Annotated in this window: 11 protein-coding genes; all 11 read left to right on the forward strand. The window is 45.9% G+C overall.

The annotated features are described in order from the left end of the window. The first annotated feature begins 20 nt into the window (after window positions 1–20). The 11 genes from NST47_RS07675 (at window position 21) to yunB (ending at window position 14,242) form a co-directional block, all read left to right on the forward strand. Complete coding sequence (locus NST47_RS07675) at window positions 21–1,097, forward strand: lactonase family protein (RefSeq protein ID WP_341154601.1); 1,077 nt, start codon at window positions 21–23, stop codon at window positions 1,095–1,097. Between the two features lie 336 nt (window positions 1,098–1,433). Then, window positions 1,434–2,987, forward strand: a complete 1,554-nt coding sequence (locus NST47_RS07680; RefSeq protein WP_341154602.1) for an extracellular solute-binding protein — start codon at window positions 1,434–1,436, stop codon at window positions 2,985–2,987. A gap of 166 nt (window positions 2,988–3,153) precedes the next feature. Then, complete coding sequence (locus NST47_RS07685) at window positions 3,154–5,472, forward strand: helix-turn-helix domain-containing protein (protein ID WP_341154603.1); 2,319 nt, start codon at window positions 3,154–3,156, stop codon at window positions 5,470–5,472. 224 nt (window positions 5,473–5,696) lie between these two features. Then, window positions 5,697–6,377, forward strand: a complete 681-nt coding sequence (locus NST47_RS07690) for a GntR family transcriptional regulator (RefSeq protein ID WP_341154604.1) — start codon at window positions 5,697–5,699, stop codon at window positions 6,375–6,377. Between the two features lie 42 nt (window positions 6,378–6,419). Continuing rightward, the gene (locus NST47_RS07695; RefSeq protein ID WP_341154605.1) at window positions 6,420–7,316 is read left to right on the forward strand and encodes a dihydrodipicolinate synthase family protein; all 897 of its coding nucleotides are present in this window, start codon (window positions 6,420–6,422) and stop codon (window positions 7,314–7,316) included. Between the two features lie 31 nt (window positions 7,317–7,347). Continuing rightward, window positions 7,348–8,517: a mandelate racemase/muconate lactonizing enzyme family protein gene (locus NST47_RS07700; RefSeq protein WP_341154606.1), complete on the forward strand. Its 1,170-nt coding sequence runs from the start codon at window positions 7,348–7,350 to the stop codon at window positions 8,515–8,517. Window positions 8,518–8,754: 237 nt separating this feature from the next. After that, a complete protein-coding gene (locus NST47_RS07705) occupies window positions 8,755–9,714 on the forward strand; it encodes an ABC transporter permease (RefSeq protein WP_341154607.1) in 960 nt (319 codons plus the stop codon). 99 nt (window positions 9,715–9,813) lie between these two features. After that, the gene (locus NST47_RS07710; protein ID WP_262682092.1) at window positions 9,814–10,686 is read left to right on the forward strand and encodes a carbohydrate ABC transporter permease; all 873 of its coding nucleotides are present in this window, start codon (window positions 9,814–9,816) and stop codon (window positions 10,684–10,686) included. Between the two features lie 23 nt (window positions 10,687–10,709). Then, a complete protein-coding gene (locus tag NST47_RS07715) occupies window positions 10,710–12,266 on the forward strand; it encodes an extracellular solute-binding protein (RefSeq protein ID WP_341154608.1) in 1,557 nt (518 codons plus the stop codon). A gap of 135 nt (window positions 12,267–12,401) precedes the next feature. Further along, window positions 12,402–13,214, forward strand: coding sequence for a sugar phosphate isomerase/epimerase family protein (locus NST47_RS07720; protein ID WP_341154609.1), 813 nt, complete (start codon window positions 12,402–12,404; stop codon window positions 13,212–13,214). Between the two features lie 239 nt (window positions 13,215–13,453). Next, window positions 13,454–14,242: a sporulation protein YunB gene (gene yunB / locus NST47_RS07725; protein WP_341154610.1), complete on the forward strand. Its 789-nt coding sequence runs from the start codon at window positions 13,454–13,456 to the stop codon at window positions 14,240–14,242. Window positions 14,243–14,245: the final 3 nt, after the last annotated feature.

Raw genomic sequence — 14,245 nt, forward strand, 5'->3', positions numbered from 1 at the left:
CGAGGAATGGAGTGGTTCTTTTGGAAAGCTCAAGCTATGTGATTTATTTGGGTTCCTATACCGGAAAGGAATTACCTGGCATTTTTGCGTACCGGTTTGACGAGGATACGGAGCAGCTAACTTTTATTGAATCCGTTGACGGCTTGAAGGACCCGACCTTCATTAAGGTCAGTGAAAAGCATAAGATGCTCTATTCCTTTACACAGGCTTATGAAGGGCAGCCAACATCCGTCATTTATGCTTATCGGATTGACGAGACTACCGGCAAACTGACATTGGCGGGCAGTCAGGAAGGGACAGACAAATCGGCAACCCATATCAATACGGATCTTGGCGAGCAGTTCCTGATGACAGTTAGCTATGGAGAAGGCAATGTTTCCTTGTTCAAGCTGCAGGGCGATGGGAATATTGGCGAGCTCTGCGGAAGCATGCATCATAATGGTGGGAGCGGCGTTGTGGCCGATCGCCAGGGTTCCGCTCATCCGCATTCGATATATCCGGACCCGTCGGATCAATTCGTCATCGTACCGGATCTCGGACTGGATAAAATTATGGTGTATCGACTGGATCGACAAGAGGCTAAATTGGTGCTTCACGATGAGGTTGCTGTCAATCCGGGGGCAGGCCCGCGCCATTTTGCCTTTCATCCGACAGGCAGCTTTGCTTATGTCATTGAAGAGCTTAGCTCCACGATTACTGTGTTCTCTTATGAGCGTTTGATCGGCAAGCTGCTTCCGCTTCAAACCGTGAACACACTGCCTGAAGGTTTTGTGGGAGCCAGTTCTACAGCTGAAGTTCAGATTTCTCCTTGTGGCCGTTATCTATATGGCTCGAATCGTGGACATGACAGCATCGTTGTGTTCGCCATCGACCCGCTTAGCGGTAAGCTAAGCCTGCTTCAGCATACGTCCACTCTGGGCAAGCATCCCCGCCATTTCAGCCTGACGCCAAGCGGACGATTCCTGATTGCAGCTAATAAAGATTCGGATTCGGTATACTGGTTCAAGGTGGATCCAGACAGCGGTAAGCTGACGCCAACCGGACAACAAATTACGATGCCCCAACCAACCTGCGTACGTTTCTATAAGCTTCCCTAATTCAATGAAGCTGCTCAGGATACATGGATGATTTTACCTAAAAGCTGGTCTCCCTTATTCATAAGGAGATCGGCTTTTTGTTATTTTAGAGCGCTTCATCCGACGGGCTTCGGCATTATTCGGATGTACAGCGATGCTCATTAGATTTGTTTTTATACCCGTAAACCCTTGATAGTGCTGGGAATAGCTGTGGATTGCAACAAGTTAAATAAAGAGGATTGTCTGTAATGGGGCATGGCGATATACTCGGCTTACATGAAGCGGCAACCAGCAGCTTCATCCGATTATCAGATAGGCATATTTGCCAAACTTAGTAGGAAAAGGGGTAATGGTTTAATGAACAGGACACCTAGGCAATGGTTTGCAGCAGTCGGGACGATTACAATGGCGATGGGGGTATTAGCTGGCTGTGGAGGAGATCAACCGGCCAGTAAGACAACAGAAGGAGCTAAACCTGCTGATACAAAAGTGGCAGATACCAAGGCAGATGCCAAACCGGTAGAAGTATCGATCGTGATGCCGCAGGTTGGAGACATTCCAGCCAAGGGTAATACAATTGAACAAGCGATTGAGAAATATACCAATACCAAATTAAGTATTCAGTGGGTACCCAACTCGACATACGACGAGAAGATCAATGTGATGATCGCGTCCAATGAAATGCCCAAAATTATGAAGGTCAATTATGTTCCTACTATTATTAGCACCGTCCAGGGCGATCAATTCTGGGAAATTGGAGCTTACCTGAAAGACTACAAAAACCTGGCTGCCCAAAATCCGCAATACTACGAAAATATTAAGGTGGATGGCAAGCTTTACGGAATTCCCAATTATCGGGAGATTGGCCGTCCGGCTGTTATTTACCGCAAAGATCTAATGGATGCTATGGGCTTAAAGTTACCAAAGACATTGGATGATTGGTACAATGTTGTGAAAACGCTAACATTAGACGATCCCGATAAAAATGGCAAAAATGATACGTATGGACTCATGCTGGACAAAAAATATAATGATGGTGTAAACTCAGTCCTGACCAGAATGGCTGTAAGCCAAGGCGGGGTTAACAAGTGGGGTGTAGACAGCAGCGGGAAATTCACACCTGAATTTGTAACACCGCAATTTGTTGATACGTTGAAGCTGTTCAGAAAACTGTATACAGAAAAATTGATCAACCAGGACTTCCCGGCTTTGGATGCTACCGAGATGGATAAGCAGTTTGAATCCGGACGTGCCGTTATCAAAATCAATGGCGTGGCCACCAACGCAGCGAATATTCAGGACCGTATTGTCAAAGTAGTGAGCACAGCCCAAATGGATATTACCCCATGGGAAGGTCCGGCAGGTCCGAGAGTTTCTGGTCAGTCCGGCAACAACGGATTCCTAGCATTCCCTAAAGCAACTGTAAAAAATGAAACCGAAGTTAGACAACTCTTATCATTCCTGGATAAATTGTTGGATAAGGATATGTCTCTCCTGCAAAAACGTGGTATTGAGGGCGTTCACCACAAGAAAGCTGCGGATGGCTATGTCGAATGGACTGATCTTACGCTCTTTAACCGTGAGGTGAAGCCTTACCGTGATAATCTGATCAACTTTGAAACCTATAACGTACCCCCACTCAAGGATACGGAATTAGCTATGAAGGGTTATAAAATGGAGCCGGAAGGTCTTAAATACGCGGTTGCCAATCCGGCATTAACGTTAACGTCTCAAACCTATTCAGATCGAGGCAAAGAACTCGACACCCAAATTGCAGATGCACAGACCAAATACATTGTAGGTAAAATTGACGATGCAGGCTGGGCTGATGAGGTTGCCAAATGGCGTAAAGCGGGTGGTGACAGCCTGATCAAGGAATATGAAGCAGCTTATGCCAAAAACAAGAAATAATGTCGTGATCGATCACAGGAACCATAAAAGGGGTTAACCCAAGTAAGCTGTCTGTTACAAGGAATGAGCCAAAAAAACCTTGCCATTGGTAAGGTTTTTTGGCTCATTCTTCAACATGTTATATGGTATAATTATGGATACCACGAACTAGAGAGGAGATCGACCGATGCCCAAATTTTTGCTGCGGCTGCTTGGCTTTAGCTTTATTCTCGCAGCAATGTCAGTCATCTCGATCGGTCTGATATCTTATTACATTGCTTCAGGCGACATAGAGGAGAAGGTCAAGGAAGGCAATATGCAGGTGCTTTTGCAAACTCAGATGCGGGTGGAGCAGGTTCTTAAAACGCTGGAACTGACGTCTCTACAATATTTGAATTCTCCATTGGTAGCGGAGTCGATGAACAAAAAATTGACGGCTGACGATTTTTTTGAAATTCGGGACTTGTCCAAAGGGTTATACAATTTACAAACATTCACCGGTATACGTGAAGCCTATCTGATTAATCTGCAGCAGGATTGGTTGATTAGCTTTTCCATTTTTCGCAAATTTAGTACGTATACCGACAATACGTTGATGGCTTCTTATGCAAATTATCCTAACAGTCTTTTTTGGATAACAGGCAAGTCCGGCAATAAGGAAGCTCTAACCAGCACGCCGGAAGCATCTGCCGAAGAGGTTCCCACTGTTTCCAAAGTCATTAGAATGGTCTATAAGGTGCCAGTGGTTCCAAGCATCGTGCAGCCAAAAGGGCTGTTAATTGTGGAAATTGCCAACAGTGAGTTCAAGGAGCTGCTGTCCTCGAATAACAAACTGGGGGAAGTATTCCTGCTGGACCGAGATGGGTACGATTTTCTTGCAGAAGGCAATACAGATGGCAGTAATCGTGAAATTCATGCGATGGTAGCCGAACGAATTATCGCGACCAATGAGGAGACTGGCTTTTTTAACGCGGATGTGAATGGTCGTACACTTGGTGTTACATTCCGTGCTTCGCCTTATAATGGCTGGATGTATGTATCTGCTGTATCGATCAAGGATATCACCCAGCAATCACGCAAAATCGCCTGGATTACGTTTATTGCGTGCTCGATCATCTTTGTGCTGGTTGCCCTGTTCGCTTTGTATGGGAGCCGAAAGATGTATTCGCCGATTAAACGGCTGTTTGAGTTCACGAAGCAAATTGAAGTCGAAGGCCAGGATAACAAAGATGAGTTATTATCGATCGAGCAAAGATTCAGTACCCTGTTCAGTACGGAGAGAAAGCTGCAGCAGCAGGTTATCGGGCAATTCAGCCAACTGAAGGAATTTTTTATGCTGAAGCTATTTGCGGGTCAGCTGTCTGATAGTGAATTTGCCTATCGCTCGCAAATATTCGGGTTTCCTACAGAGTGGAAGCGTCTTGGTGTATTGGCCGTACAGATCGATTCCTTGCAGGAAACGCGTTATCAGGAGCACGACAAGGAGCTGCTGCTGTTTGCGATCAATAATATCGCAGGTGAAATTATTTCCAAGGAGGAACGGTTCAGCCCGATTCTATTGAATCAATCGCAGGTCACACTGCTGCTCAGTTCTCACGAGCATGAAGCGCAGCTGAAGCAGCAATTTTACGATATCGCAGAGCAGATTAAAGCCAAGGTGCATGAATTTCTGCAGCTCCCTGTCAGTATCGGGATCAGTCGGCCTTTTGAACGGGTGACGCAATCGGTGCTGGCTTATGGAGAATGTCTGGAAGCATTGAAGTGCCGGATGAGCTTGGGACAAGAGATCATTATCCATTATGAGGACATCGATGCCGGCAAGAAGCTGATGGAGGTCACGGTGTATACGCAGTTGAAGCTGATGGAGGACCAGTTGGGCAACGCTTTGAAGGCCGGTGATCAGGCAGCCGTGGATGTGATTTTTGATAAATATATCGCAGCGATTGTCGAGAAAGGGATTCATTTTAATGAGTACCCGGTACTGATGATGCAGCTTATTGCCAAAGTGTTTCATTTGGTGCAGGAGCAGGGTGGCTCGGTTAAACATGTGCTCGGTAAAAAGGCGACGATCGAGCATTTTCTTAAGCTGACTACGCTGGAATCGATCATGAAGTGGTTTAAGGTGGAGCTGTTTGAGCCAATTATCAGCTTCTCCAATCAGCAGGCCGAATCGCAATACATGAATATAGCCAATCAGATGATCAAGCTCGTTCATGAACGCTACGATCAGGAGATTTCGTTGGAGGCTTGTGCGTCTATTTTGAATTTCCATCCTGTATATTTGAGTCGGGTATTTAAAAAGGAAATGAAGGTCAATTTCAGTGAATACCTCGCTGAGTACCGGATGAATATAGCCAAGACCTGGCTGGAAAACACATCGTGGAAGATTTCGGAAATAGCCGAGAGATTGAATTATACGAACACGACGGCATTTATTCGTACCTTCCGCAAGATTGTCGATATGACCCCTGGACAGTATCGGGATCAATACAACAAAAATTTATGAAGCCTCAATATACAGCAAAATATAGCAAAATTACTGACTAAATGCTGCTGAAACCTCAAATGCTGAACATCCAAAAGACCGGCCTATCCTCCATAGTCCGGTCTTTTTGTGCGCATACGGAAGAAAATAGATTGACGAGGTGGGAATATTAACTTAATATCTGATATATCAGATATTAAATATGATAATGAAGAACATTATTAATGAAAAGGAGGCTAACAACTATGGAGTTGGACCAGATGGCAGAAGAAAACGCGATACAAACGAAGTCGATTCGCGATGTCGTATATGAAAGATTGAAGGATGCTATCATATCCGAGCAGTACAAGCCGGGACATCATCTGAAGGAGCGGGAGCTCGCCAAGCTGTATGGAATCAGTACAACACCGCTGAAGGAGGCACTTCGCCGTCTGGAGCAGGAGGGGCTTGTGACAACCAGCGCAAGACGGGGGACCTTTGTTTCCAGTGACATCATGAATTCCGTTGAGGAAATTAACTGGGCCCGGTCCGCACTGGAGGGCGTGGCAGCAAGACTGGCGGCTTTGAAAATATCGGATGATGAAATCAGCCAGCTTGGAGCTGTTGTCGAGCAAATGAAGCAGTTCACGGAAAGTAAAGATGCTGAGAAGTTGCTGATCCTCAACGCCGATTTTCACAAAATGATTCGCACGTGTGCGAAGAACAACTATATTTTCCAACAAATTGAAGCGATCCATTCGTTCGACCGATCTTTCCGCAGGAAGGCATTGTCTCATGTAGAAGAGCTGGAGAGAGGCTTTCAGGAGCATGTGCAGATTTACAGGCAAATTTGCGCAAGAAACGCAGATGGGGCGGAGCACGCGATGATTTCCCACATCCGGCGTACGATTGTATTTGTTAAAGGAAATGCTCAGCCTGCTGAATAATTCAAATCATCTATAACTACTAGAAAGAAGGCGAAAGTGGTCATGACAACCTCAATACAGTCCAGGCTTAAAGGTATTAATGCAATTAATGTAACTCCGTTTGATAATCAGTTGGAGATCGATTGGGAATCCTTGAAGCGAAATGTGAACTTTTTGCTGGATCGTGGTATTCAGGCGATCTATCCATGCGGCAATACCGGTGAGTTTTATGCGTTAACGCTGCAGGAAGCCAAGGAGGTTACAACCTTCGTTACCGAGGCTATAGCCAAACGCAGTCTTGTGATTGCAGGCGTTGGATATGATGCGAAAACAGCCAGCGAATTGGCAGCAAACGCGGAGCAGGCAGGGGCAGACGGTATTATGGTTCATCAGCCTGTGCATCCGTACTTGCTGCCGTCAGGCTTGATCGCCTATTACAAGCAAATTGCTGCATCGACCAAGCTGCCGATGATCTTGTATGTACGCAGTGAGCAGATTACCCCGGAGGTATTGGCAGAGGTTGCAGAGCTGCCAAATGTGGTTGCGGTCAAATATGCTGTGAACAATCCCCCATCCTTTAGAAAAGCCGTGGAGGCGGTGAAGAAGGATATTGTCTGGATCTGCGGGACGGCTGAAATGTGGGCACCTTCCTTTTATGCGGCTGGTGCTGAAGGATTCACCTCAGGTATGGTCAATGTCGATACCGAGCGTTCCTTTGCCATGCTGGAAGCGCTTCAGACAGGTAACTATAAGCAGGCGATGGACGTGTGGACGGATATATTACCATTTGAAGAGCTGCGTGAAACAAATAAAAACGGCAATAATGTCAGCGTTGTGAAGGAAGCGATGTACCAGCTGGGTCTCATATCCAATAGTGCAGTTCGCCCTCCGATTGCTCTGCTTAAGGACAGTGAAAAAAGCAGAGTTACAGAAATTTTGAAATTATGGAAATTAAAATAATACTAAAACTGTGCAAAAAGGAGCTAAAAGGATGAAAATTTCAGATATTCGTTTAACGGTAGTCGGCATTCCAAGAACTACAGGATTTGTGAGCAAGCATGTGATTGTTGAGCTAATGACCGACGAGGGTGTGACTGGAATCGGTGAGATGTCGGATTTCTCACATCTTCCCCACTATTCGCTGAATGTCGATGATTTGACTCACTCCCTGAAAGATATTGTACTAGGCAAAAATCCATTTGATATCTCGCTAATCAATAAAGAATTGACAGCTAATTTCCCCGAAGCGATGTTTTATTATGAAAAAGGTAATTTTATACGTAACGGCGTTGACGCGGCTCTGCATGATCTGTGCGCTAAGGCTTTGAATATTTCCGTTGCTGATTTCATCGGAGGCCGCATTCAGGATAAAATCAAGGTTTGCTTTCCGATCTTTAGACATCGGTTCATGGAAGAGGTTGAGGAAAACCTTGAGGTCGTCAGGAAGCGCTTTGCCCAGGGGTTTGATACGTACCGCCTGTATGTCGGTAAAAATCTCGATGCAGATGAAGCTTTCCTCGATGGTGTGAAAAGTGAATTCGGCTCCAAGGTGACGATAAAGTCGCTCGACTTCAGCCATTTACTGGATTGGAAGCTGGCATTGCGGGCGGTTAAGCGCCTATCCCAATATGAGTTTCAAATGGTCGAAAGTCCTGCCGTTCAAAATGATTTTGACGGACTGCATCATTTCCGGATGAAATGCGAGCATTTGGTCAGCGAGCATGTGTGGAGCTTCCGCCAGCAATATGAAATGATCCGTCACGATTCCGTCGATATTTTCAACATCTCACCTATTTTTATTGGTGGATTGACGAGCGCCAGAAAAGCAGCGGCTGCAGCAGAGGTTGCAGGCAAAGGCTGCCTGATGGGTACGACTCAGGAACTATCGATTGGAACCGCAGCGATGGCGCATCTGGGCAGCTCTTTAATCAATCTGAATTATACCTCCGATCCTACTGGACCTGAATTGTACATCGGTGATATTGTCAAAAATCCGGTGAAGTATGAGAACGGTTACTTGTTGGTTCCCGGTCGTGATGTGCCGGGACTCGGGATGGAGTTGGACTGGGATTTAATTGAGAAGTATCGGGTTCCCGATCTGAGCTGGGGCACCATATCCGTCCATCAACTGCAGGACCGTACCGCACAAACGAAATCATAGAAGCAATTAGCAGTAATCATTATATAATAAACAAGCAGTCAGCTTAATAATAGCCGGCTGCTTTTTATTACAATATATATGAGCAATGCATATAAAAAGGGGCTCTAAACCGCTCTATATCAAGCAATTAACCGCTTACAGACAATAAGTTAAATTCAAACTATAGCATGTTACGGCAAACCGAAACATAATGAGATCAACAAGCACGCTGTACAATAATGGTCAGGAGGACAACTTATGAATTCACAGATTGAAGCAGATGCAATTAGAAGCAGGACGAGATCGATCAGGCGTAGTCCTCTCTTGAAGGATTTAATCAGGGATAAATGGATGTACTTTATGCTGCTGCCAGGAGTGATTTATTTTATTATTTTTAAGTATGTACCGATGTATGGAGTCATTATTGCTTTTCAGGATTATAAGCCTCATCTCGGTATGTTAAATAGCAGTTGGGTCGGCATGAAGCATTTTGAACGTTTTTTCAGTGAACCACAGTTTTGGGAGTTGTTTCGGAATACGGCGCTGCTGGCAGTGTACAACCTGGCCTTCTTTTTCCCGCTGCCGATTGTGTTATCGTTAATGATGAATGAAGTCAGAAGAGAACGCTTCAAAAGATGGGTGCAGACTTTGATCTATGTGCCGCATTTTGTCTCATGGGTCGTTGTAGTTGGTGTATTTTATATGCTGCTTACAACAGAAGGCGGTATCATTAATGAATTGCTGTTTCTTGTAACCGGTGTCAAAATCGCATTTTTGCTCGAGCCTGAATGGTTTAGGACGATGATTGTAACACAATCGATATGGAAAGAGGTAGGCTGGGGGACGATTATTTTCTTAGCTGCACTGTCTGGAGTCGATCTGCAATTGTATGAAGCTGCACGGATGGATGGAGCGAACCGCTGGAGACAAGTGTGGCACATTACACTGCCTGCCATCCGGGGAACGATTGTTATCCTGCTAATATTGCGCCTCGGTTCTTTTATGGATTCCGGATTTGAGCACATTTTCCTTATGCTGACGTCAACGAATCGCGAGGTAGGGGAAGTGTTTGACACCTACGTATACGTGAAGGGCTTAACGCAATCACAGTTCAGCTACAGTGCCGCAGTCGGATTATTCAAATCGGCGATTGGTCTGGTCTTGGTCATGGGAGCTAACTGGATGGCCAAGAAATTCGGTGAAGAAGGCGTATACTAACTGAACAAGGCAGATGCTTACGAAGAAAGTTTTCTACGAAAATACAGATGATGCTTACGAAGAAAGTTTTCTACGAAAACTTGAAGGAGGAACAACCCGATGAATCATGATCGTACCGTAGGTAATAAAATTTTTGACGGCGTGAATTACGTGCTTCTCGCACTGATCAGCCTTGCAACTATACTTCCCTTTATCTATATTTTGGCCGTGTCGTTTACAAGTCCTCATGAGGTAGCCAAAGGCGGTTTTATCCTGTTTCCCAAGGAATTTTCGCTGTCTGCCTACAAGTATATTTTCTCTACAGATACTTTAGTTCGGAGTTTACTTGTATCCGTTTACATTACAGTCGTAGGAACCTTCATCAACCTTTTGCTGACCTCCTTAATGGCTTATCCATTGGCACGGCAGACACTTCGTGGTCGTCAAATTATTTTGATGGCAGTTTTGTTTACGATGCTGTTCAGCGGCGGCTTGATTCCGACGTATTTTGTAGTTAAGGCTATGGGTTTAACGAATTCCTTATGGTCATTGATGATTCCCAATGCGATTAGCGCATTTAATCTGATCGTGCTGAAAAACTTTTTCCAGCAAATCCCCGATGGGCTTGAGGATTCTGCCCGAATCGACGGGTGCAGCGATGTTGGCGTTTTGTTCCGGATTGTGCTGCCTTTATCGATGCCTGCGATGGCTACCTTCGGTATGTTCTATGCGGTTACGCATTGGAATCAATTTTTCAGTGCAATCATGTACATTAATGATAATAATAAATGGCCGGTGCAGGTGCTGCTGCGCGAGATCGTTATTTTGGCCCAAAGCCGGATTGGGGATACAGGCTTCGATGAAACCGAAATTCAACCGTTAACGATTCGGATGGCAGTCATCGTGTTTGCCACTTTGCCTATACTGGCGGTTTATCCGTTTTTGCAAAAGCATTTTGCCAAGGGAGTCATGCTCGGATCGGTTAAAGGATAATGTTAATCGTAAAGGAGAAACTGATGAAGCCAAGCGAAAAGCGAGACAAACAGCCAAAGTCGTTAATAAAGTCCGGTTTGATGCTGCTGGCAGGCGCGCTCGTAGTAACGACTTCGCTAACGGCTTGCGGCGGTGGCGGTGCTTCAGTTAATAAACAGCCTGCAGGCGGGAAAGAAAGTCAAACACCGATGACGATCAATATTGCACTTGCCCAGGTTGGCGATATTCCGAACAAAGACAGCGAAGTGGAGCAATTGATCGAGAAATACACGAATACCAAGTTGAATATTCAGTGGATTCCGACCGCCGCTTATGATGATAAAGTAAACGTGATGATTGCATCCAACGAAATGCCGCAGCTGCTAAAAATACAGTACACACCCAGCACCATCAGTTCCATGCAATCGGGACTTTTTTGGGAAGTGGGTCCGTATTTGAAGGATTATAAAAATTTGTCAGCGCAGAGTCAGCAGTTTTTCGATAACATTATGGTCGATGGGAAAATGTTCGGGGTTCCTATTTTCTCGGAAATCGCGCGTGCGGCGATAGTGTACCGGAAGGATTGGCTGGATGGTCTCGGACTCAAGCTGCCCAAAACCACGGATGACTGGTACGAGGTGATCAAAGCGATGACCTTAAATGACCCTGATAAGAATGGGAAGAACGATACGTACGGGATGGTGCTGTTCAAAAAATATAATGAAGGCCAGGCCTCGCTGCTGACTCGATTCGCCGTAGGATTGGGCGGACCTAATAAATGGTCGGTAGTGAATGGCAGCTTTGAGCCGGAGTTTACCTCCAAGGAATATAATGATGTGCTAAAGCTGTTCAAACGACTATACGAGGAAAAGCTGATCAATCAGGACTTTGCCGTTTTTGACGCAACTGAAGCCGAAAAGCTGTTTGACTCCGGTCGGGCCGGTATCAAAATAGCGGTTGCTCAAACCGCCAAAAGCCAGCAGGATCGTTTATCTAAAGCAGATCCCAAAGGAATCGTAGATGTAGAGCCTTTGAATGGTCCCAAGGGAATTCGTGTCGCAGGACAAACGGGTAATTCGGGCATCTACGTCATTCCCAAATCAACAGTAAAAACCGAAGCCGAAGTCAGGAAGCTGTTAACGTTTCTGGATAACGTCATGAACCCTGAAGCCACTACGGTTCTGCAGCGCGGTATCGAAGGCAAGCATTATATGAAAACGGCGGATAACCAGGCGGAATTTACCGATCTGACTGCTTTCCAGAGGGAAGTCAAGCCTTTTCGAGATAATCTTCCGTACATCGAGGGCTATAACAGCTTACCGCTGAAGGACATCCCGATCGGTGAGAAGGGAATTGCGGTAGCGAAGGAAAATACGAAGTATTCGATCGCCAATCCGGCGCTTACGCTGAATTCAGCGACTTATACGGAGCGCGGGAAAGAGCTGGAGCAGATGATTTGGGATGCACAAACCAAATACATTATGGGCAAGCTGGACGATGCAGGCTGGCAGGCCGAGATTGAAAAGTGGAAGAAGGCTGGTGGCTCCAAAATTATTGAGGAGTACAAAGCCGATTATGAGAAAACCAATAAGAAAAAATAACGATTTTGAAAGGCTCGCACGGAAAAGGCGTATGTAAATAATCTCTTGTACCATCAAGGGATTGTTTGCGCTTTATAGCTGTCCGAAAAACTGGTATCATGTGTACCAGAATATATGGAAATGGAGTGTATGGAAATGTCAGTTGGAATATTGGCTCATAATGTAGGTCCTCAGCCCTTCGCGCAGCTCGCAGCCAAGGTCGCATCTTATCGCTTTAACTATGTGCAGCTGGCGCTGTCCAAGGCCATCACAGATGTCGATTGCAGCTTGGGCAAGCTTAGCCCCGGTTTGGCCAACGCAATAGGAGAGGCCTTTGATAAACAGGGTGTAGGGATACCTGTGTTGGGCTGTTATATGGACTTGATTGAACTTGACGATACGAAGTGGCGGCATAATGTAGACCGCTTCAAGGAGCATTTGCGTTATGCACGCCAGTTCGGTGCCTCGATTGTTGCTACCGAAACGGGTGTGCCTGTAATACAAGATCAGGATCGGAATTGGCGGCGCTTGCGCTCAGCGGTTGAGGAGATGGCTGAGGAAGCGGAGAAATTCGGTATCATGATCGGACTGGAGGTCGCTTCACGTCACATCGTAGGTACAGCGGGAGATTTGGCACAGTTGATTGACGAGGTGCCTTCTTCCAATATCGGCGTGGTGATGGATCCGTGTAATCTGATGACCCAGGATAACTATGAGCGTCAGCATGAAATTATGCAGGAAGCGTTCCGCCTGTTGGGTCATCGGGTGGTCAGCGCGCATTCGAAGGATATCAAGCTGGATGCCGACGGCAAGCTGCAAACCGTTTCCTCGGGACAAGGTATATTAAACTATCCGATGTTCATCGAGCTGCTGAACCAGTATAAGCCGCTATCCTATATAACGCTGGAAAATGCCCAGGAGCCCTACACCAGCGATGCTCGTGATTTTGTACTTAAGCAGCGGAGGTAGGCTGTAAATTGTAAATAAGAGTAGAGCAGGAGCCGTGTAACCATAGCGGCTCTTTTTGGTCTGGATTGAATGAAGCCAACAACTTCCAGCATACTCACAGGGTTAGCGATGTCATCGGCAACAAATCCTTTTCTTCTTTTTCAGTTGGCAGCGGCATAGGCTTTAGGGAAGTACATGCTGATTAGAGCGAGCCTTAGGAAGCCAGCTTTGCTATACAAAACTTTTAGGAGGTCCCTGCCATGCTGGTGCTGAAGCGAAGATGGAGAAGCAAACCCGTTGGCACCAAAAAAATAAAACGCAACCTGATCATCATTGCTCTCATTGTGCTGCTATTTACCTTGCAAATGTTTATTTATATTGAAAAGAACTTAAAGCCTCCGCTGGCCAGTCTGGCCAAAATTCGGGTGAAACAGATCGCTACGCAATCCATCAATTCAGCCATTTCCGACAGGATTGCGCAGAGCACCAATTTTGAAAAGCTGATTGATTGGCGGACAGACAATAACGGTAAAATTACCGGGTTTATGCTGAACTATTCCGAGCATATGAAAATAACTGCCGATACAATCAAAACCGTCCAGAATCAGCTTACCAATCTGCAGGCTTTTCCGGAGCATATCCCTTTAGGGCAAGCCTTAAACAGTCCGATTCTGGCTTCATTCGGCCCCAATATTCCTATAAAGTTTGTGCCTGCAGGTGCCGTTAAGGTTGATTTAAGCACACGCTATCAAAATGCAGGAATCAATATGCTGCTCGTAGAGGTGTACCTTCGCATTATCGCCGAGGTGACCATTATTATCCCGATGGACACCGTACCGGAAGTGGTGGAGACGGAGGTGCCGATTTCGTATGCGCTTGTAGTGGGTGATGTACCGACTTATTATTTTGACGGCAAAGGGAACCAGGTGAACAGCTCTCAGGCTCCGGCACTGCCCTCGGGCTTATCACTTCCCAAGCTGCCATTGGTCCCTTCCAAGGAAACCGCTCCCCATGAGGCAGGGGAAGCTGGCAGCATAATCAAGCCATGATGA

Source organism: Paenibacillus sp. FSL H8-0034 (genome assembly GCF_038000305.1).
Lineage (GTDB): Bacteria > Bacillota > Bacilli > Paenibacillales > NBRC-103111 > Paenibacillus_S.

What these genes read in the sequence shown, in the direction of transcription:
- NST47_RS07680 (WP_341154602.1), top strand. Translation starts at nt 1,434, where the DNA reads ATGAACAGGACACCTAGGCAATGGTTTGCAGCAGTCGGGACGATTACA.
- NST47_RS07685 (WP_341154603.1), top strand. Translation starts at nt 3,154, where the DNA reads ATGCCCAAATTTTTGCTGCGGCTGCTTGGCTTTAGCTTTATTCTCGCA.
- NST47_RS07690 (WP_341154604.1), top strand. Translation starts at nt 5,697, where the DNA reads ATGGAGTTGGACCAGATGGCAGAAGAAAACGCGATACAAACGAAGTCG.
- NST47_RS07695 (WP_341154605.1), top strand. Translation starts at nt 6,420, where the DNA reads ATGACAACCTCAATACAGTCCAGGCTTAAAGGTATTAATGCAATTAAT.
- NST47_RS07700 (WP_341154606.1), top strand. Translation starts at nt 7,348, where the DNA reads ATGAAAATTTCAGATATTCGTTTAACGGTAGTCGGCATTCCAAGAACT.
- NST47_RS07705 (WP_341154607.1), top strand. Translation starts at nt 8,755, where the DNA reads ATGAATTCACAGATTGAAGCAGATGCAATTAGAAGCAGGACGAGATCG.
- NST47_RS07710 (WP_262682092.1), top strand. Translation starts at nt 9,814, where the DNA reads ATGAATCATGATCGTACCGTAGGTAATAAAATTTTTGACGGCGTGAAT.
- NST47_RS07715 (WP_341154608.1), top strand. Translation starts at nt 10,710, where the DNA reads ATGAAGCCAAGCGAAAAGCGAGACAAACAGCCAAAGTCGTTAATAAAG.
- NST47_RS07720 (WP_341154609.1), top strand. Translation starts at nt 12,402, where the DNA reads ATGTCAGTTGGAATATTGGCTCATAATGTAGGTCCTCAGCCCTTCGCG.
- yunB (WP_341154610.1), top strand. Translation starts at nt 13,454, where the DNA reads ATGCTGGTGCTGAAGCGAAGATGGAGAAGCAAACCCGTTGGCACCAAA.